The sequence below is a fragment of the Nostoc sp. ChiSLP03a genome (assembly GCF_034531215.2).
Lineage (GTDB): Bacteria > Cyanobacteriota > Cyanobacteriia > Cyanobacteriales > Nostocaceae > Nostoc.
The window spans coordinates 34,611-52,214 of the sequence record NZ_JAVRBQ020000148.1 but is presented as its reverse complement, the minus strand read 5'-3'; the positions used below and the strand labels follow the sequence as shown (position 1 = coordinate 52,214).

Annotated in this window: 16 protein-coding genes; 5 read left to right on the top strand and 11 right to left on the bottom strand. The window is 40.5% G+C overall.

The genetic code is table 11. From position 1 onward, the window contains the following. Window positions 1-144: 144 nt before the first annotated feature. Window positions 145-1,224, top strand: a complete 1,080-nt coding sequence (locus RMY32_RS24370) for a fatty acid desaturase (RefSeq protein ID WP_322714074.1) — start codon at window positions 145-147, stop codon at window positions 1,222-1,224. Between the two features lie 238 nt (window positions 1,225-1,462). Here RMY32_RS24370 and RMY32_RS24365 read toward each other — a convergent pair whose 3' ends face one another. The 7 genes from RMY32_RS24365 to fdxB all read right to left on the bottom strand — a co-directional run bounded on the left by RMY32_RS24365 (window position 1,463) and on the right by fdxB (window position 8,104). After that, window positions 1,463-1,912 carry an ArsC/Spx/MgsR family protein gene (locus RMY32_RS24365; protein WP_322714073.1) on the bottom strand — a complete coding sequence of 150 codons (450 nt, stop codon included), beginning with the start codon at window positions 1,910-1,912 and terminating at the stop codon, window positions 1,463-1,465. A 69-nt stretch (window positions 1,913-1,981) separates the two neighbouring features. After that, a complete protein-coding gene (locus RMY32_RS24360; RefSeq protein WP_322714072.1) occupies window positions 1,982-2,593 on the bottom strand; it encodes a cupin in 612 nt (203 codons plus the stop codon). A 370-nt stretch (window positions 2,594-2,963) separates the two neighbouring features. Then, the gene (locus RMY32_RS24355) at window positions 2,964-3,449 is read right to left on the bottom strand and encodes a hypothetical protein (protein ID WP_322714071.1); all 486 of its coding nucleotides are present in this window, start codon (window positions 3,447-3,449) and stop codon (window positions 2,964-2,966) included. Window positions 3,450-3,563: 114 nt separating this feature from the next. Next, the gene (locus RMY32_RS24350) at window positions 3,564-4,160 is read right to left on the bottom strand and encodes a heme-copper oxidase subunit III (protein WP_322714070.1); all 597 of its coding nucleotides are present in this window, start codon (window positions 4,158-4,160) and stop codon (window positions 3,564-3,566) included. 240 nt (window positions 4,161-4,400) lie between these two features. Then, window positions 4,401-6,089 (bottom strand): cytochrome c oxidase subunit I, encoded by a 1,689-nt coding sequence (gene ctaD / locus RMY32_RS24345; RefSeq protein ID WP_322714069.1) that lies wholly within the window; start codon window positions 6,087-6,089, stop codon window positions 4,401-4,403. Between the two features lie 196 nt (window positions 6,090-6,285). After that, entirely contained in the window at window positions 6,286-7,272 is a 987-nt protein-coding gene (locus tag RMY32_RS24340) for a cytochrome c oxidase subunit II (RefSeq protein ID WP_322714068.1), read from the bottom strand. 538 nt (window positions 7,273-7,810) lie between these two features. Continuing rightward, window positions 7,811-8,104, bottom strand: coding sequence for a ferredoxin III, nif-specific (gene fdxB, locus RMY32_RS24335; protein WP_322694743.1), 294 nt, complete (start codon window positions 8,102-8,104; stop codon window positions 7,811-7,813). 1,056 nt (window positions 8,105-9,160) lie between these two features. On the opposite strand from fdxB, the gene RMY32_RS24330 reads away from it, so the two are divergent. Continuing rightward, window positions 9,161-10,756 carry a helix-turn-helix domain-containing protein gene (locus RMY32_RS24330; RefSeq protein ID WP_322714190.1) on the top strand — a complete coding sequence of 532 codons (1,596 nt, stop codon included), beginning with the start codon at window positions 9,161-9,163 and terminating at the stop codon, window positions 10,754-10,756. A 141-nt stretch (window positions 10,757-10,897) separates the two neighbouring features. On the opposite strand, the gene RMY32_RS24325 is transcribed toward RMY32_RS24330, so the two are convergent. After that, on the bottom strand, window positions 10,898-11,881 hold the full coding sequence (locus tag RMY32_RS24325; RefSeq protein ID WP_322714067.1) for a sucrase ferredoxin: 984 nt from the start codon (window positions 11,879-11,881) through the stop codon (window positions 10,898-10,900). A 1,104-nt stretch (window positions 11,882-12,985) separates the two neighbouring features. Here RMY32_RS24325 and RMY32_RS24320 point away from each other — a divergent pair. Further along, entirely contained in the window at window positions 12,986-13,738 is a 753-nt protein-coding gene (locus RMY32_RS24320) for a Mut7-C RNAse domain-containing protein (RefSeq protein WP_322714189.1), read from the top strand. Between the two features lie 4 nt (window positions 13,739-13,742). Here the strand turns inward: RMY32_RS24320 and RMY32_RS24315 are convergent, their stop codons facing one another. After that, window positions 13,743-13,964: a hypothetical protein gene (locus RMY32_RS24315; protein ID WP_322714066.1), complete on the bottom strand. Its 222-nt coding sequence runs from the start codon at window positions 13,962-13,964 to the stop codon at window positions 13,743-13,745. Window positions 13,965-14,062: 98 nt separating this feature from the next. Between RMY32_RS24315 and RMY32_RS24310 the strand changes: the two genes are divergently transcribed. Beyond that, the gene (locus RMY32_RS24310; protein ID WP_322714065.1) at window positions 14,063-15,028 is read left to right on the top strand and encodes an ROK family protein; all 966 of its coding nucleotides are present in this window, start codon (window positions 14,063-14,065) and stop codon (window positions 15,026-15,028) included. Then, the gene (locus RMY32_RS24305) at window positions 14,992-15,540 is read left to right on the top strand and encodes a hypothetical protein (protein WP_322714064.1); all 549 of its coding nucleotides are present in this window, start codon (window positions 14,992-14,994) and stop codon (window positions 15,538-15,540) included. Before RMY32_RS24310 ends, RMY32_RS24305 begins: the two co-directional genes overlap by 37 nt. A gap of 129 nt (window positions 15,541-15,669) precedes the next feature. On the opposite strand, the gene RMY32_RS24300 is transcribed toward RMY32_RS24305, so the two are convergent. Further along, window positions 15,670-16,251, bottom strand: a complete 582-nt coding sequence (locus tag RMY32_RS24300) for a Uma2 family endonuclease (RefSeq protein ID WP_322714063.1) — start codon at window positions 16,249-16,251, stop codon at window positions 15,670-15,672. A 51-nt stretch (window positions 16,252-16,302) separates the two neighbouring features. Then, window positions 16,303-17,412, bottom strand: a complete 1,110-nt coding sequence (gene proB / locus RMY32_RS24295) for a glutamate 5-kinase (RefSeq protein WP_322714062.1) — start codon at window positions 17,410-17,412, stop codon at window positions 16,303-16,305. Between the last annotated feature and the right edge of the window lie 192 nt (window positions 17,413-17,604).

Here is a 17,604-nt window from a genome sequence, read left to right as displayed (position 1 = left end):
ACTTTTTACTAACTAAAATTTGTTAGCTAAATTGCCAAAATTTATCTTCTTTGATGTTAGCGATCGCTACTTTCGTGGGCATCCTAGAGGTGAGATTATCTTGTCTCAAATAAAGTTCCGATTTATATCCAACAAAAGAATCCAGTGCAATCAAATATCGTCACGTTCAATAATCCTACTGGCTACGAAACGTCTGAGGATTCCACTAAATTACCTTTCACTCTTCAAGATTTAAAAGCTGCAATCCCTGCTGAATGCTTTCAGCCCAATGTAACAAAATCACTTTTTTACTTTTTTCGTGACATCCTGATTATCGGTCTGCTTTATGCCGTAGCTAATTACCTGGATTCTTGGCTTTTCTTTCCGATTTTCTGGCTAATGCAAGGAACAATGTTTTGGGCTTTGTTTGTAGTCGGGCATGACTGCGGACACCAATCTTTTTCTAAGCATAAATGGCTCAATGATTTGATTGGACATCTTTCTCACACACCAATACTTGTTCCTTATCATGGTTGGCGGATCAGCCACAGAACCCATCACAAAAATACTGGCAATATCGATAACGATGAAAGCTGGTATCCGGTGACAGAATCAGAATACAAAGAGATGCCTTTAGCCCAAAAGATAGTCCGATATTATATTTTTCTCTTGGCTTATCCTCTGTATCTGTTTAAGCGTTCTCCTAATAAAGAAGGCTCCCACTTTTTGCCCAGTAGTCCGCTTTTCAAAGCATCAGAAAAATGGGATGTCATCACTAGTACTGTACTTTTGATTGGCATGGTAGGCTTGCTTGGCTTCCTCACCTATCAATGGGGTTGGATGTGGTTGCTGAAATATTATGCTGTGCCCTACCTTGTATTCATAATTTGGCTAGATTTGGTGACATTTTTGCACCACACTGAGCCAGAGCTTCCCTGGTATCGTGGAGAAGATTGGACTTTCCTCAAGGGTGCAATTTCTAGTATTGACCGTGATTATGGTTTAGTTAATCATATTCATCACGATATCGGTACTCATGTTGCTCACCATATATTCCTTAACATCCCTCACTACAATTTGCTGAAGGCAACTGAGGCGATAAAACCAGTTATGGGTGAGTATTTCCACAAATCGGAAGAACCTATTTGGAAGTCGTTATGGAATTCATGTGTCAGCTGCCATTTTGTACCTGATAGTGGTAGTAAGGTTTACTACACATCCAACAAGAAGTTAGCTAAAGACTAAGATTTTTCAAACATCCTCTAAGACTACTAACACTTTTCGTAATTCTTAATTACCATTGTGTGAGAGTTTTAGACATTTTAAATAGGTGGCTTATTTACGCCGTACTGTACTAGCCCTGTCAAGGTAATAAAAGTAACCTTGGCAGGGCTAGAGTGTTATTTATGGACTTTTGGAAGAAATCTAATGACTACAAGCTGGCTTGCTTTTGATGTTGTTCGCCATGATGGTTACAGCCATCCTAATGATTATGGTGATGATGACCATGACCGTGGGAGCAGTTTTGCAAATCTTGCTTCATCAGCTTGTCGCTGATTTCTTGCAAGGATTCATCCACAGCTTGTAAGCCAATCCAAGTATCAATCTTTTGGACATCAAATCCTACCTCGCGGCGATCGCCTACTTCTAACAAAGGACGGCGAATTAACAGTGGCTCTTTTAGCATCAACGTCAAGGCGGTTTGGGCATCGATTTTTTCAGGAACCACCTCACCAGATTTTACCTTAGGGGCGGAAAGATTAAACCATTCGGCTACGGGGCGATCGCCAAAAAAAGAACGCAACCGCTCAACTGTCCAAGGTTCTGTTAGCAGATTCTCTGGTATCACTTCATGACCAGCAGCTGTGAGCAAAACTTTTTGCTTAGTACCACCTTTACAGCCTGGTTTGCTATAGAAAATTACTCTTGCCATTTAACTACCTCTTAGTAGAATACGATTCGTTTGTAGGGACGCACGGCTGTGTGCCCCTACTGCGTGATGCTAAAAGTTTTTAGCACTATACTTAATTGGGTCAAACTCAAATCTCTCATTGGGATCGGTTTCACCGTAGATATTAAAAGTCACAGTTGGTTCATCACCCACTGCTTCTACACAGTGAATTGCATCGGGAGTAAAGCTAATAATATCTCCTGGTAATAAAGTTAACTCTCCCGTTGCTTCGATTTTGTCCTGAAATTCTGGGCTATTAGTGCGTCGCCAAAAAGTATTTTTTTCCTGACCTTTTAACACCGCAACTATTCCCCATGTCCCATGATTATGAATGTTCGATCGGGTTCCCGGTGCAAATGTTACTGTTTGCACAGTTAAGGGAAAACCCAATTCATCGTATAGGAGTAAAACAGAGGTTCCCGTTTTGGGTGAAGGCTCTAAAGTTTGACTTCGTACCCAGTAGGAATTTACAATCAAGCGCCTTACGAGCATCCGAATTTCTGGCAGACAACTGACTCGATCATCTCCATTATTGAGAACATCTTCCACCTCAGTTAAAAACCGATAAAGGCGGTAATTTTCTCTCAATAAATCCCAGGCTCTGACAGATTTACAAGCTTGATGCTGACCATCTCTCGTTAGTAACCAATCCCTACCTTTCATAACTTTTAAATTGATAGTGGAGAAGATTGGATCACAATGATTGGTGAGACATTAGGAATGTTACCTACAGGAAGTTTAGTAGGTATGGTAATAGTAGGGATGATAGAGTTACTATCAGTACTTGCTCCTAATAAAGAATAGGATTTAGTAGATAACCAATTGTTCATGATTTTCACAAAAAGGGCATTGGGCATTGGGCACAAGAAGCAAAGGGAAAAAGGGGATGGGGGGCAGAGGGGAAAAACTTACTGTAACTTCTCCTCTGCTCGACGGCAGTTGCTCCTGGGGGAAACCCCCAAGACCGCACTGCCTCCTCTGCTCCCCTGCTCCCTCATCCCCTCACTCTTTTACAGAGAAGCGCATTAACTAATTAATCATCTTCTTCTGCTGGACGTGTCAAAATATCCAGCAGAATACCAGAACCAAAATCATTCTTTTCGTCTATCTGTTTGACTTTGGTGCTGATTTCTTTGGCTTGCTCGATTTCTCCTAACTTTGCTAGTACTAACCCAGAAGCAGCATAAGCATTTAAGTACAATCGAATTTGTGGTTCTTCTTTGCGATTGACTAGTATCGGCTTAAGTTGCTCCCAGTCATCAGGAAAATTTTCTAGTTCTTTAATTTTATCTAATAATTTGATTGTTGTTTGTAGTGCAAGAGAATAATTATTTTTATAATAGAAAAATCTATATGCTGCTACCAATACATCTGTATTTTTACCAGTTTGTGCTAAAGCTTGTTGAATATATTTTTCTGATTCTGATGTATTCTCCCAGTTTTGTGCAGCTAAAACTAATAAATTTTTAATGTCTTCTGGAACCTGGAACCATGAGAATTGGTTTGTATTAGCTTGCATAAGAAAGTCCTCGAGAGTTAGGAGTTAGGAGTTATGAGTTAGAAGTTGTGAATTACGAGTTAGAAGTGATAAATTCTTAACTCTTAACTTCTGGCTCCTCACTCCTAACTTTTGTTAAAACAAAGTGAGAATGTACACCAAGGTGAATAATACAATCCAAATAATGTCTACGAAGTGCCAGTAAATTTCTGTCATTTCGATGAAAGTATGATTGGTTGCAGAATATTCACCGGGAAGACGCGATCGCCACAATGCACGTAATATCAATAACAGTCCCACAAAAACGTGCAAACCGTGGAACCCAGTCATGATATAAAAGCAGTTAGCGAAGACGTTGGTAGTCAGTCCGTATCCTAATGTTGAGTACTCATAAACCTGACCACCTAAGAAAATTGCCCCCATGATTGCAGTAATTGCGTACCACAATTGCATTCCCTTGACGTTATTCTTTTTAATCGCCGTATCGCCGAAGTGAATCACGAAACTACTAGACACCAGAATAATGGTGTTAATTGTCGGCACAAGTAATTCTACTTCGCTTCCTTCTGGAGGCCAAACTGCTGTAGTACCCCGAAAAAACAAATAAGTGGCAAAGAATCCACCAAACATCAGGGATTCAGAGGCGAGAAACGTTAACAGACCCCAAACTCTTAAATCTGGATGTTCTTCGTGTCCTGCACTGTGTTCTTCGCTTGTCGTAGCTATGGTCATATTGTTTACCCTTAAAGGTGAAGCGTCGGGCAATTGAATTCTTCACAATCTTGATTTTCTTGTGGGATGGGTTTTCAGATGTCCAAGCCCACAAGAGTTCTTTTTTAACTAAGTACAGCATTTCATTAATTCGTAGCGAATTAAATTTGGCAATACCTGACAATGTGAATGCATCGGCTTGCATTGTGAATGCATCGGCTTGCATTTAAAACGCTACGTTTTTACGTAAACAAAGCTGTACTAAGCACTAGCTTCTGGCGTTGCTGATGACTGTAATTCAGTTTTATGTTCGTGACCGTAGTCATAAGGGCCATGAGTCACAACCGGCAACACTTCCCAGTTTTCAATTGCAGGTGGTGAGCTAGTTGTCCATTCTAAAGTCAAAGCTTGCCAAGGATTATCACCAGCCAAAGGTCCTTTCAGCCAACTGTAGATTATGTTGATGGCAAAAGGAATTACCGATATCGCCAAAACAAATGAACCAAAGGTACAAATTTGATTGAGGTCGATAAATTGGGGGTCATACATTGCCACTCTTCGCGGCATTCCTTTTAAACCCAATTCGTGCATGGGTAAAAAGGTCAGATTAGTACCGATGAAGGTAAGGGCAAAGTGAATGCGTGCCAAGTTTTCATTCAACATTCGTCCGGTCATTTTGGGGAACCAGTGATAAATACCGGCATAGATGCCAAACACGGAACCGCCAAACAGAACGTAATGGAAATGTCCGACTACATAATATGTGTCGTGGACGTGAACATCAAAAGGGGCTGTTCCCATCGTCACACCACTTAAGCCGCCCATCACAAACATGGACAACAAGCCAATGGCGAAAAGCATCGCACCTGTGAAGCGGATTTTACCACCCCAAAGGGTAGCAACCCAGGCAAAAATCTTCACGCCAGTGGGAACTGCAACGATAAGAGTAGAGATGGTGAAGAACATCCGCATCCAACCGGGTGTGCCACTGGTAAACATGTGGTGTACCCAGACGAACAAACCGACAACGCAGATGGCTACACTAGAATAAGCGATCGCTTTATAACCAAAGATTGGCTTGCGCGAGTGAACTGGAATTACCTCGGACATAATGCCGAAGATGGGCAGAATCATTAGATATACTGCCGGGTGAGAATAAAACCAGAACAAGTGTTGATAAATTACAACGTTACCGCCTGCATCTGGTTTAAAGAAAGAGGTGCCAAAGTTGAGGTCAAACAACAGCAGCACTAAACCGGCTGCTAATACAGGTGTGGAGAGAAGCGCCAGCAGAGAGGTTGCTAAGATTGCCCAGCAAAATAGGGGTACTTGATCCCATTTCATGCTAGGAACCTTCATCATCAAAATGGTGATTACAAAGTTCAGCGAACCCAAAATTGAGGAAGTTCCCACCAAAACGATCGCTAATATCCACATACTTTGAGCGATTGGTGCTGTCACTAAGCTCAAAGGTGGGTAAGCTGTCCAACCAGATTGGGAACCGCCGAAAATGAAACTACCTAATATCAGCGCACCTGCTGGTGGGTTTAACCAAAAGGCGATCGCGTTCAGCTTCGGAAACGCCATATCCCTGGCACCAACCATCAAGGGCACCAAATAGTTACCAAATCCCCCAATGGCGCTAGGAACAATCCACAGGAAGATCATAATCGTCCCGTGATTGGTCATGAAAGCGTTATACAGATTGGGGTCGAGTACGTCTGCATCTGGTGTTGCTAATTCCACACGCAGAGCAACAGCCATCAATCCGCCGATGAGATAAAACACAAACGCCGTCACCAGGTATTGAATACCAATAACCTTGTGGTCAACATTAAATGTAAAATAGTCCTGCCATTTCCACGCCTTCGGATGCGAAGTGTGGCCAGTCACCATTTCCGGTTTCTTTTCGTCTGGTGGAGTATTCCGGGGAAATTCTACCTGTGTCATATTTTTGTCCTTTGTCCTTTGTCATTTGTCTTTTGTCCTTTGTCATTTGTCCTTTGTCCGTTGTCATTTGTCCGTTGTCATTTGTCCGTTGTCATTTGTCCTTTGTCATTTGTCCGTTACCAATAACTAATGACCAATGACTAATGACTAATGACCAATGACTAATAACTAATGACCAATGACCAATGACCAATGACTAATGACCAATGACCAATGACTCTAGAGTTGCTGCACTAATTCCCATATCATGGGTGTGGGGCGCGAGAAACTCTGATGTTGATAAGTCGGCTGGATTAATTGCAACTACTTGATTTAAGTTTTGTTGTTGAGCAATCTGGTTTTCTGTCCGCCAGCTATCATATTCTTCTGGCGTGTGGACAATTACCTGTGTCCGCATTGAACCGTGATAACCACCGCACAACTCAGCACAAACTACGGGATATGTACCTGGTTTGGTGGCAACAAATCGCAGTTCGGTAGGGATACCAGGAAGTGCATCTTGTTTCAAGCGGAAGTTTGGCACCCAGAATGAATGAATTACATCTTGTGCTGAAAGGTTGAGTTGCACATCAGCACCAACGGGTATGTGTAATTCCCCAGAGGTAATGCCACTATCAGGGTAGCTAAATAACCAGGCGTACTGTATGCCTTTGACATCAACAACTAAATCGGCTGGTTTGTTTAGAGTTTGAGGAGACGCGCCAATACCGATTGTTGGGGCTATTGCTGGGGCAGTTGTTGCTTCAGTATCGCTTAATGTAGCTGCCAAAGCACTCCCCGGTATATGAGCAACATGAGCTGCTGAATGAGGATGACCAGCAGGCTCAAAGCCGCCCATTCGGTTAAAAACATCTACGCTGTAGATGCCCAAGCCGAGGACAATCACTGTGGGAATTGCTGTCCAAAAGATTTCTAAGGGAACGTTGCCTTCTATTGGCAAACCATCGGTATCATCACCGCGACGGCGACGAAACTTGACCAAAAAAACTATAATTGTTCCTTCTACCACCAAGAAGAGTGCGATCGCAATGGTAAACATGACGTTGAAAAAACCGTCTACCAAAGGCGCTTGTAACGATGCCTGCACCGGCATGAGAGTGTGGTTGTGACCGAGCCAAATACTGATTGCTGTAACTACTATCCCAGCAACCAGAGTCCATAGTGAAACAGGAACTTGTTGCATACATGCTACCTGTGTAAACAGTCTTTTATTGGTACTGGGTATTGGGTACTGGGGAAGGTGGGGCCCCCTCTGGGGATAAGGGGTAATGGGGATTAGGTATTAGGTATTAGAAAAACTATTCTTTGTCTTCCTAATTCCTATTCCCCAGTCCCAATTCCCTTCTCCCTTTTCACTTATTAACTTTCTAACGTGTAGCCATAAAAAATGGGGGAAACTTCCAGATTTTTTCCATATCTTTCCCCCAAAAAATGACAAATTATAGTTGAACTCATACCACAAAGTTAGCCCCCTGCTTTCAGACAAGCTAATTGTTCTAAAAGGGCACTGTTAGACCTAATATTGATTAGGCTATATTAGCAGCAAGTTTAAATTTGTTAATAGCTAACATTTTGCGATTTACGATTTGTTTACCGCGAACTTTTTATTAGTTCCAGTAAATATTTAGTATTCCCCTCAAGTTACCTTGCCTAGCGGATTTGCGCTTTATTCAAACAGTGCCTCTTGCAACGAACAACAATTTTGACTAACTCCAAAAACCTTAATTATTTAAAGCAACGTGTGTGTAGCAGTTCTTTGGACAAATCCGCGAACAAGCTTCACAACCAATACAGTTGTCTGGAGAAGTAACTGCCATTACTTTCCGTTCAATTTCTTCATCATCTTCATCTTCCACAAATTCGCCTTCTTCATTGAGTGCCTTCAAACCAAGCACATTGTATCCGCATACCTTAATGCATCTGCCACAGCCGATACATTTGTCCTTGTCGATTTCCTGAGCAAATTTTGGTGTCCATGCCTTACCGCCAAATGTCAAACCTGTTAGTTGTGCCATGAATAAATCCTCAGCAATTTTGCCTGTTAAGCTGTTTGTGCATTAATCATCATATTATCCTAATCTTTTATTGTTTTATATTCAAAATTTACTTTTATCACATTAACTTTCGATGACTCTGAACACAATGAATAATTGTTTTTTATATTAATTTATAGATAAAAGTTATTGCAAATAATTCTTATGAATATTTAGTATTCTTCGTTTACATGCCCTACATGGAAATGCATTGTCTGACTAGAGGCAGCAAGCAGCCCACGATCGGCAATTTCCATACCGAGGATAAGTAAAAAGTTGAGGATTTGAAACCTATACAGATAAGTAAAGCCTCATGTATATGTGATTTATACCTGCCGATTTAACTTTTATTTACAGCAAATGCAACTGTAGCTCTAAGAATAATGATATTTTTTTTCAAATATTTATAGGCTTGGGCAAATAAATTTGTCTAAACAGTATACAGCTATACCAAAACAAATGTTCATTATTGACATTTTGATATATGCAATATGTATTTTAGAAAGCAACAATTTTCAATTTTATTTGATTTAAATATTTAAATAAATGATGACAAAAGGAATATTTTCATTTAATCTGAATACACAAAAATAATTTATAAAGGAACTGTAAAGTTGATGGCAGAATCCGATCGTGCTTTAAATATTAAAATTATTAACAAATCAGAGGAAGCTCAAGTATAGGAGGCTCAAAGATTGAAGAAAAATATTTTGTGTAATATTTTATCGTCAAAACTAAAATGTTCATCAAGTACTAAATTAAATAAATGTAAAGATTTTTTCTAAGCTCAATCCGAACAAATTAATCATTTTGCTCATTAAATGTATAGTTAATAAGAAGTTTTATGAGGCTATTTTTTAAATCTTAAATAGCTTGCAGTTGAATATGAATTTAACAAGTGGATGTGGGAATTGAATGTGGTGAGAAAAGATTATTCTCACTAGAAATATCGTGTGGTAGCGAGTCATGAATAAACAGGACTCATCCAGGGGAGACCTGAGCCAGACATCTCAACGATTAGAGTGGGAAAAGAGCCAAATGCCTTATACAATTCCTAACAACAGTTGCGTTGGATGTGACAACTGCCGCCCCCAATGTCCTACGGGTGCAATCAGAATAGAAGACAATGAATACTGGGTCGATCCTGGTCTTTGTAATAATTGTGAGGGCTATTATTCAGAACCGCAATGTGTAATAGCTTGTCCAACTAATTCTCCGATTCCTTGGCAGGCGAAAAAAGGAAGATGCAAAGTTGAACCGAGAGATTCTACCAGTTTAGATTTGTTTTCTAACGGCAAGAATAATCCATTTGCTTCAGCGATCGCAATTTGGGAAGCTTGTAATGTATTAGCGCAGCGCACATCCCTACACTGGGAAATTGATGAAGAAGGGTACATCAGTTATAGCCGACAAGTTAACCAAGGGCGAGGTGCGATCGCTTTTCATATCCAAGATCCCTTCAAAGTGAACGACAAAGCCACAGATATCGCAGCAATTGAGGGGCTTGACATCAGAGCCGCTTGCATACATCTAATTTTTGCAGCTTATGCTACAGCTTTAGAGCAACCTTGGGAGCAAGAATTTGCGATCGATGAGCGACAAATTGAGAAATATTTGGGGATGGAGAAACGCAAAGACTTAAGCAAAGCTGCCAAGCTAGCTTTAATGAAAAATATCGTTCAGCAAGCTTGCTCCCTGATTATCTCCATTGACTGGCCACAACAAGGCCGAATTAACGGATTCTCTCTTGTCGGAAGCCGCTTATGGCACTTAGTAGATATTCAGCACCACTTCCAGGAAGACAATCTCGGATGCAAATATCTGATTGGGCTAACTTTTAAAGTCAAAGCAGGCTTATGGGCGCAATATTTCTTAAACAAACAAGCATGTAAAGAGCGAACTGCATTCTATCAATACGGCAGTCTCCCTAAAACGCTGCTAACCACAGTCATGAGTATTTGGCAGCAACATGAAGGCGCAGTTCGACTAATGCTGTGGTTGCTGTTTAAAACCAAAATGGGTAAAGAACAACGCATCACCATTCCTACCTTGCTGCGTATTGCTTACGGTGAAGAAAAAGTCGCCCTTGCATCCAGACAACGGGAAGAACGCAAGCGTCTGCTGCGAACCTTTGAAAGCGATTTAGAAATTCTCAATCACTATGGAATGAAACCACTTTTCGATCCAGTTACTTACCCACCAGAAATTCAACCTTTGTGGGCGAAATTAATCGATATTCCCGAAGATCCAGATGAAGCATTAGAATTTTGGACTAATGACGGTGGTGCTGAAACTCGCCTCACAGACACAGGCCCCCGTGGTAAATGGAATCTGCTAATGAATGCGCGGATTTTGGCTTTTGAACTCCCGCCAGAATGGGAACAGCAAATCTCAGAATCGGAAAAAAAGAAAACAAGAACTGCTAAAGCCAAAAAGAAACCCAAAGCTACAAACGATTTGCTAGGCGAACAGATTTTGCAGGCGCGAAAAAACTTGAATCTCTCCCAAAGAGAATTGGCAAAACTCACAGGTAAAAGCCAAAGCTGGATTCGAGATATCGAGAATGGTCGTTTAAAAGCCAAATTAGAAGACCAAATACTGTTACGAAAAGTCTTAAATATGGCTTCATCTTAATTTAGAATTTAAACGCAAAGAAGCGCAGAGGAACACAGAGATTTTATTAAGAATTTGTACAGCGTTATAGTAAATACAGTAATACTTTGCGTACCTCTGCGCTTCCCTTAGCGTCCCTCTGCGTTTAAAAACTCTCTCTCTCTACTTCTGTGTACTATAACTCATTACCTTACTAGAAGTGATCCAAAAACTACCGACAGCATATTTAGTAACTACTAACTCTCGTGTTGCATTGCATGAACTTTTCAGTTGTTGAGTCTTCGTTTCATCTTTCACAAGTTTAGCCTGGTAAGTATAGAGAGAACCACAAGGTTGTTCAAAACTAATTTCAGCTAAAATAGTATTATTATCTAAACTTTGCTCTAGAATTTTGCCTGCAACTTTGTAATTAAACCAATCCCATCCTTTATAGAGAATTAGCTCTCTTTCCAAAACTTGAAGTGCAGCAGGCAGAATTCCCCAGCCTCGATAGACTTGATGTAAGCATTGAATATCACCAGTACGAGTCAAAATCGATCTAAATGAATCTCGATCGAGACGACCATAGTATCTTCCTTCTGGCAAGTCTATAACTGTTGGTGCAAACCGATGTCCACCAAAGTGCGATGATTTCCAAATTCGGACATTTTCTAAGCACAAATCAGCATTACTAGCTGTTATTTGGAAATAAAAAGGAGCGCCATATCTTGCACAACACTTATCATGGCTGCCGTGGGTACAAACTAAAATATCTCTAGTTTTACTAGTTTCTACTTCCAAATTAGAATCGATACCCCATATCCATTTTTGGACAACTCCTGCTACTTGCTCAATATTTGCTAGCTGAAACTCCTGCTTATGGTATCCATTACTTAGCCCCTCTTGTTTTTGATAAATCAAAAGCGTAGTGTGATTTACTTTGTGTGATAAATCATTAGCAATTAAGAGAAATCTAATCGGCAGTTTTGCACGCTTCACTTCTTCTACCAAAATCCTCAAATTCTGAGGCACCCACTTGGAGTTCAAGGCTTCTGATGTCCAAGGTAAAGGACACTCAACTAAAATATAAGTTTGATAATTGGTGGCACTACCAATAACATCTTCTCCTACTTGCCGCGAATCATCAGAACAAAAAAAAGTATTCATCTCGCTGTACTCATTAGCATATTTTATGGACAAAAGGTATTACAAAATACAATTGTGTTCTTAGCTACAATATCCTTGATTCAAGGAGATAAAAAAGAACAATATTCATTTCCCAGTTAAAACTAGGTAGCCACTTTATAACATCATTATCGATTGAGGTCTTCCTGGTTAATAAATTCTCCACAATAAAGATAAATAGTGTCAAGAGATATTTTTCCGTATGAGTGGCGTTAATTTTGTATCTAGTTTTATTGTTATTTGGTATTTAATAAATTTTCATTACCGGAAACTCAGTTTTTCTGAATTTGGTCTCTTTGGCAAAATCAAATATATTAAACCTGGTACATAGACGCAAAGCGACTAGGAGAGTTACCGACGATTAACTTGCTTACAATATTGATGTAGCTGATACTACAATCAAAAATGTTCCTAGCAGCAACCTAGTTGTTTAAAGTTTTGCTGAAATTATCTACATAGCTAATTACATATCCTGTTTTTACATATAAAGATATAATTCTATACCGCTCATCTGGAAAATATATTCCTAAAGGGAGATGCGGAAACATTTAATAAACAGCGATCGCTTTGATAAGGCAATACTGTTTTAAGAGTTCTTCCACATTATCTGCTTTCAATTTATCTCTCGAATTCTCCATATTGCAAATAATTCTCAATAGGTCGAGAAAATAAAAAAAGTCAAATTAGGGGTAAATGCTTTACTTCCCCATACTCCATCTGCGATAAGTTAATAATTAAAAGTAGTGACTAATTATTAGCAGTGTCACTGACATTAACATTAACAAATTTGGTATTTAGCGTTTTACCTAATCTAACTTCCCGAAGATAGTGTCAGGGTTTGATGATAGGCATCTGCTTTGACTGTAACTGAAGTCAATAAGAAATGCAAGTTTTTAAGAATCTTTATGATTTCTTTATAGTTTGTTGCCTCTAGGACATTGCTTAAATCAAGGTGAACAGGTATTTCATAATAAGGATAGCCCACTACAAAAGGCATTGAGAGTTTCAATATAATAGATAAAGTTTTGCAATTGTGACAAATTGTTGCTAGTAAAGGCACACTTACTAGTTCAAATATCTCTAGCTATGGCGATCGCATATTTCTACTTTCATGCAGAATTGAATCATTTTTTACCACGGCATCACAAACAGGTGAGAATCTCTCATGTGTTTGAGGAAAAAGCCTCTATTAAAGACATGATTGAGTCGTTGGGTGTCCCTCATCCAGAGGTGGATTCTATAAATGTTAATGGTGAATATGTAAATTTTTCTTACATAGTTTCTGATGGAGACATTATCAATGTTTATCCAATTTCAGCTAGGAATGTTATTATACCAAACGTTTCTGTTCTGCCAAAACCACCCAGTATTATCCGCTTTGTTGTAGATATTCATTTAGGGAAGCTGGCGACATCTTTACGACTTTTAGGTTTTGATACTTTATACCGCAATGACTACGAGGACGAGAAATTAGCCCAAATATCTTATACTCAAGCGCGGATTCTCTTGACTCGCGATAAAGGTCTATTGATGCGTAGTTTGGTAACGTATGGGTATTATGTTAGAAACACTAACCCTGAACAACAAATCCTAGAAGTACTGCAACGCTTCGACTTGTTTGAATTAATCTCACCATTTAAACGGTGTTTGCGTTGCAATGGATTATTAGAAACTGTAGATAAGCAATCCATTATTGAACAAGTGCCAGAAAAAGTGCGATCGCAGATCGATCAATTCCAGCGTTGCCAAGACTGCGATCGCATTTATTGGAAAGGTTCACATTATGAACGATTACAACAGTTTATTGATGGAGTACTCAACTCACAAATAAATAAGTAACTATTTATCCAGCTGAAATATTCCCACTGATTATTTGACTACCCCCGATTCTGGGATCTTCATCTTCGCGATTCAAATCATCAGGAGTGGGATTTTGCTTACTCTCTCCGCTAACTTCTTCTGGTTCAATGGGATCTGCCTCTTGAGCTTTATCAATATCAAGAGAGCTAGGAGGTTCTTTGGCCTGAGAGAAATCGATAAGTGGATCGGGTTGATCGGAAGTCATAATTTACTAAATTAGTATGCCATTTTCTTTAGTGTTGAATTTATTTTGCTTGCAAACATCTTTCTTGAGAAAGAAACCACTTATAGGTATAAAAAACTATGACATTAATTTTAGCTCTCGATTTTGGCGGAACTAAGCTGGCAGCAGCAACAGTCAATATCGGTTCGAGAAAGTGGTTGCGTTACGAACGTCGTCTCTCGCCAGTAGGTGCAGATGCTAGCACTGACTTGGAAATTATGCGATCGCTCATTTACTCTCTGCTGCAAGACACAAAACCTGCTGCGATCGGTATTAGCTTTGGCGGCCCGGTTGATGCTTCCACTGGGACGGTGCGACTATCTCATCATGTGGCTGGATGGGAAAATATTCCTCTTAAAGCCTTGTTGGAGGAGGAGTTTGGCGTTGCTGTTGGTGTAGATAATGATGCTAACGTTGCTGCTTTGGGCGAACACCGTTTTGGTGCGGGACAGGGATACGATAGCCTATTTTACATTACTGTCAGCACTGGCGTGGGTGGCGGTTGGATACTTAACGGCCAGCCTTGGCGGGGTGCTAGTGGGATGGCTGGCGAAATTGGACATATCGTTGTCGATCCAGCTGGGCCAGTTTGTTTGTGTGGGAAGCGGGGATGTGTCGAACGTTTAGCTTCGGGGCCTTATATGGCGCAAAATGCTAAGGAAATTTTGGAAAAAGAACCGCAGAGGCGCAAAGGACTTAGAGATGGAGAGATTTTGAGGGGTTTGGTGGGGGATAATTTAACGTTGTTGACGGGACAGTTGGTAAGTGAGGCGGCGGCGGCTGGTGATGATTTGGCGAAGGAAGTTTTACACAAGGCTGCTTGGGCGTTGGGTGTGGGTATTGGCAATGTGGCGAATCTGATGAATCCCCAGCGCTTTGTGTTGGGAGGCGGTGTGACGAAAGCGGGGGAGGATTTTTGGCAGGTGGTGCGTCAGGTGGCGCGGGAGACGGCTTTGCCAGAAGTTGATTTTGAAATTGTGTCGGCGGTTCTAGGGGATGATGCGCCTTTATGGGGCGGAGTGGCGATCGCTTCTATGTTAGTCTGACACCTGCTGTAAGATATTTAATACAGCTACAGTTTTTACAAAATCTGATGACTGAACGAGTAATTATTCAAGAAATCATTGAACAACTTTATTCTAGTTGCGTTGAATACAACACATCTGAATTATCTTTTCTTGGACTTCTGGCAGGAGTGGAAAAACGCCTTTGTATAAAAGTACTTGAAGGCTTTGCAGAGCTTTTAGTAGATAAACCCGATCACTTTGCATGGTGTGAAAATGCTTTGAGATCAACTCATAGGGGGATTCATGGCCATGATTTCAACAGAGCCTTTTGTCAAGCTTGGGCAAAGGCCAGAAAAACTAAAGGACTGAAAGTTGAAAATTTTATGTCTCCCTTATACACATTAGACGATGTTAGGGCAATGATTAAACACTGGGACAGCCGTTGGGGAGTGTTCCCTGGAATTGAAAAAGCGTTGACAGACAATAGATTCCGTGAGAGCGTGCTATCTGAGGCGGAGTTACTCAAACAAGTTGAGCAAGCATCCATATAACCATCCAATCCAAGTTGACAATGCTTCGGCATACATAACTTAGTATAGCTTTGCATTAATTCGTAGCGGTATAGATAGATGTTATTCTGAACGTAGCCAAGCAAAGTGAAAAATCTCAATCTAGATTTGTTAAATACCCTGGCGAAACTCTCTAATCGCTTCCAAGGGAGAGGATAATAAAAGATAACGATTGAGTAGAGATAAATCTAATTCTGGTAATAGCTCACTTGTAACAACTTTCCCATATTCTTGCTCTCGTAAGCAGTAAACTTCAATTTTGCCATCTTCCCAAAACCAAACTTCTGGAACTCCCATTAATTTGTATTTCTGTAACTTTATGGGACTACCGCTAGTAATCACTACTTCAATGCACAAGTCTGGTACAGATTTGTCCGTTCCAAAGCAATAAGATAAATCTGCTTGATATTCAACTATCTTGGGAATAATCTGACTAAAACTATCACTGGGAAAAAATTCAATGCCTTTTACTTCAAAATAAGTAATCAACAGTGCAGCAATTAAACACTTAATCGCCTCATAAGGCTTACCAATAGTCACTATTTCTAAGACTCCATCACAATAAAATAAGCGCACCCCTGGTACATTTTCAAAGCTAGCTTGAATTGCTTTAAACTGTTCCCAACTTAACCCATGTCGAAAAAAGCGTTGTTCTTCGGGTAAGTTAACAGCATTTTCTAACGTTTGAGTCATAATATTTTTACTCTCTCAGTTAGTAGTCACAAAATTTATCTTATTTCCATTTTAAGTCAAAACCAAATTATCCCGATGAATCACGGTTTCTGCACCGGCATATCCTAGAATTGTAGAAATTTCTCGTGAATGACGCCCACAAATCTTTTGCAATTCATTGCTGTTGTAATTCACAAGTCCTCTGGCAATTTCGTTACCATTGGTGTCACATAATTGCACAGCATCTTGTGTGTCAAATTCTCCTTCTACCGCCTTAATTCCAGCTGCTAATAAGGATCTTCCTGCTAGAGAAATTGCCGCGATCGCACCTTCATCTAAATACAATTTCCCCGCAGGTACAAGTCCGTAAGCTATCCAACGTTTACGCGCGGAAGTTGGTTCGGGTTGCGGTTCAAAATGCGTCCCAATCAATTCGCCTTGGATAATTTTTTCGATATTCCGGGGAAATCGCCCTTGGGTAATTACGGTACGCACTCCTGCTGCGATCGCAATTCTTGCAGCCGAAATTTTTGTCACCATACCGCCAGTACCCCACTGAGAACCTTGGGAACCTGTTTGTATTTGTAATTGAGTTAATTCCTTAATGCTACTCACTAAAGCGATCGGCCGCGCATCTGGCACGGAACGGGGATCGGCTGAGTATAGCCGATCGACATCAGTGAGCAAAAATAGCCAATCTGCTTCTACTAAGCTGGCAACTAATGCCGAAAGGGTGTCATTATCACCAAATTTTAGTTCGTCTATGACTACGGTATCATTTTCATTGACTACAGGGATAACTCCCAGTCCTAATAGTTCCTGAAAAGTATTGTAGGCGTTGAGATAGCGGCTGCGCTGCACCAAGTCACTGCGAGTCAGTAATACTTGAGCGATCGCCTGTTGCAAGGTAGTAAATAAATCATCATATATCCGAATTAACCTGCCTTGTCCAACTGCTGCTACAGCCTGTTTGAGTGCGATCGCTTTCGGACGTTCAGTTAAACCCAATCGCGCACAACCCACGCCGACAGCGCCAGAAGAAACCAAAATCACCCGATGTCCTTGGCGTCTTAAATGGCAGAGTGTTTCCGCCAAAGTAGCGATGGTAGAAAGTGCTAATTGTCCCGTTTCTGGTTGAGTTAGGCTGGAAGTACCGATTTTGACAACAATTGTTTTAGCCATTAGTCATTAGTCATTAATCATTGGTTATTAGTCATTGGTCATTAGTCATTGGTCATTAGTAACTGACGAATGACATAGACGCTTCTGCGGCTTCCCGCAGGGTAGGACAAATGACAAAGGACAAATGACTAAAACAATTGTAAAGCGCCAATCCCTCTATAGTGAAGGTTGACGCTTTACGGAAGTATATTT

Coding starts and splice junctions, on each gene's coding strand:
- RMY32_RS24315 (WP_322714066.1), bottom strand. CDS start 13,964: ATGACTTCCGATCAACCCGATCCACTTATCGATTTCTCTCAGGCCAAA.
- RMY32_RS24305 (WP_322714064.1), top strand. CDS start 14,992: ATGGGGCGGAGTGGCGATCGCTTCTATGTTAGTCTGACACCTGCTGTA.
- RMY32_RS24325 (WP_322714067.1), bottom strand. CDS start 11,881: ATGAATACTTTTTTTTGTTCTGATGATTCGCGGCAAGTAGGAGAAGAT.
- RMY32_RS24320 (WP_322714189.1), top strand. CDS start 12,986: ATGGCGATCGCATATTTCTACTTTCATGCAGAATTGAATCATTTTTTA.
- RMY32_RS24300 (WP_322714063.1), bottom strand. CDS start 16,251: ATGACTCAAACGTTAGAAAATGCTGTTAACTTACCCGAAGAACAACGC.
- ctaD (WP_322714069.1), bottom strand. CDS start 6,089: ATGACACAGGTAGAATTTCCCCGGAATACTCCACCAGACGAAAAGAAA.
- proB (WP_322714062.1), bottom strand. CDS start 17,412: ATGGCTAAAACAATTGTTGTCAAAATCGGTACTTCCAGCCTAACTCAA.
- RMY32_RS24340 (WP_322714068.1), bottom strand. CDS start 7,272: ATGCAACAAGTTCCTGTTTCACTATGGACTCTGGTTGCTGGGATAGTA.
- RMY32_RS24330 (WP_322714190.1), top strand. CDS start 9,161: ATGCCTTATACAATTCCTAACAACAGTTGCGTTGGATGTGACAACTGC.
- RMY32_RS24310 (WP_322714065.1), top strand. CDS start 14,063: ATGACATTAATTTTAGCTCTCGATTTTGGCGGAACTAAGCTGGCAGCA.
- RMY32_RS24355 (WP_322714071.1), bottom strand. CDS start 3,449: ATGCAAGCTAATACAAACCAATTCTCATGGTTCCAGGTTCCAGAAGAC.
- RMY32_RS24350 (WP_322714070.1), bottom strand. CDS start 4,160: ATGACCATAGCTACGACAAGCGAAGAACACAGTGCAGGACACGAAGAA.
- RMY32_RS24360 (WP_322714072.1), bottom strand. CDS start 2,593: ATGAAAGGTAGGGATTGGTTACTAACGAGAGATGGTCAGCATCAAGCT.
- RMY32_RS24365 (WP_322714073.1), bottom strand. CDS start 1,912: ATGGCAAGAGTAATTTTCTATAGCAAACCAGGCTGTAAAGGTGGTACT.
- fdxB (WP_322694743.1), bottom strand. CDS start 8,104: ATGGCACAACTAACAGGTTTGACATTTGGCGGTAAGGCATGGACACCA.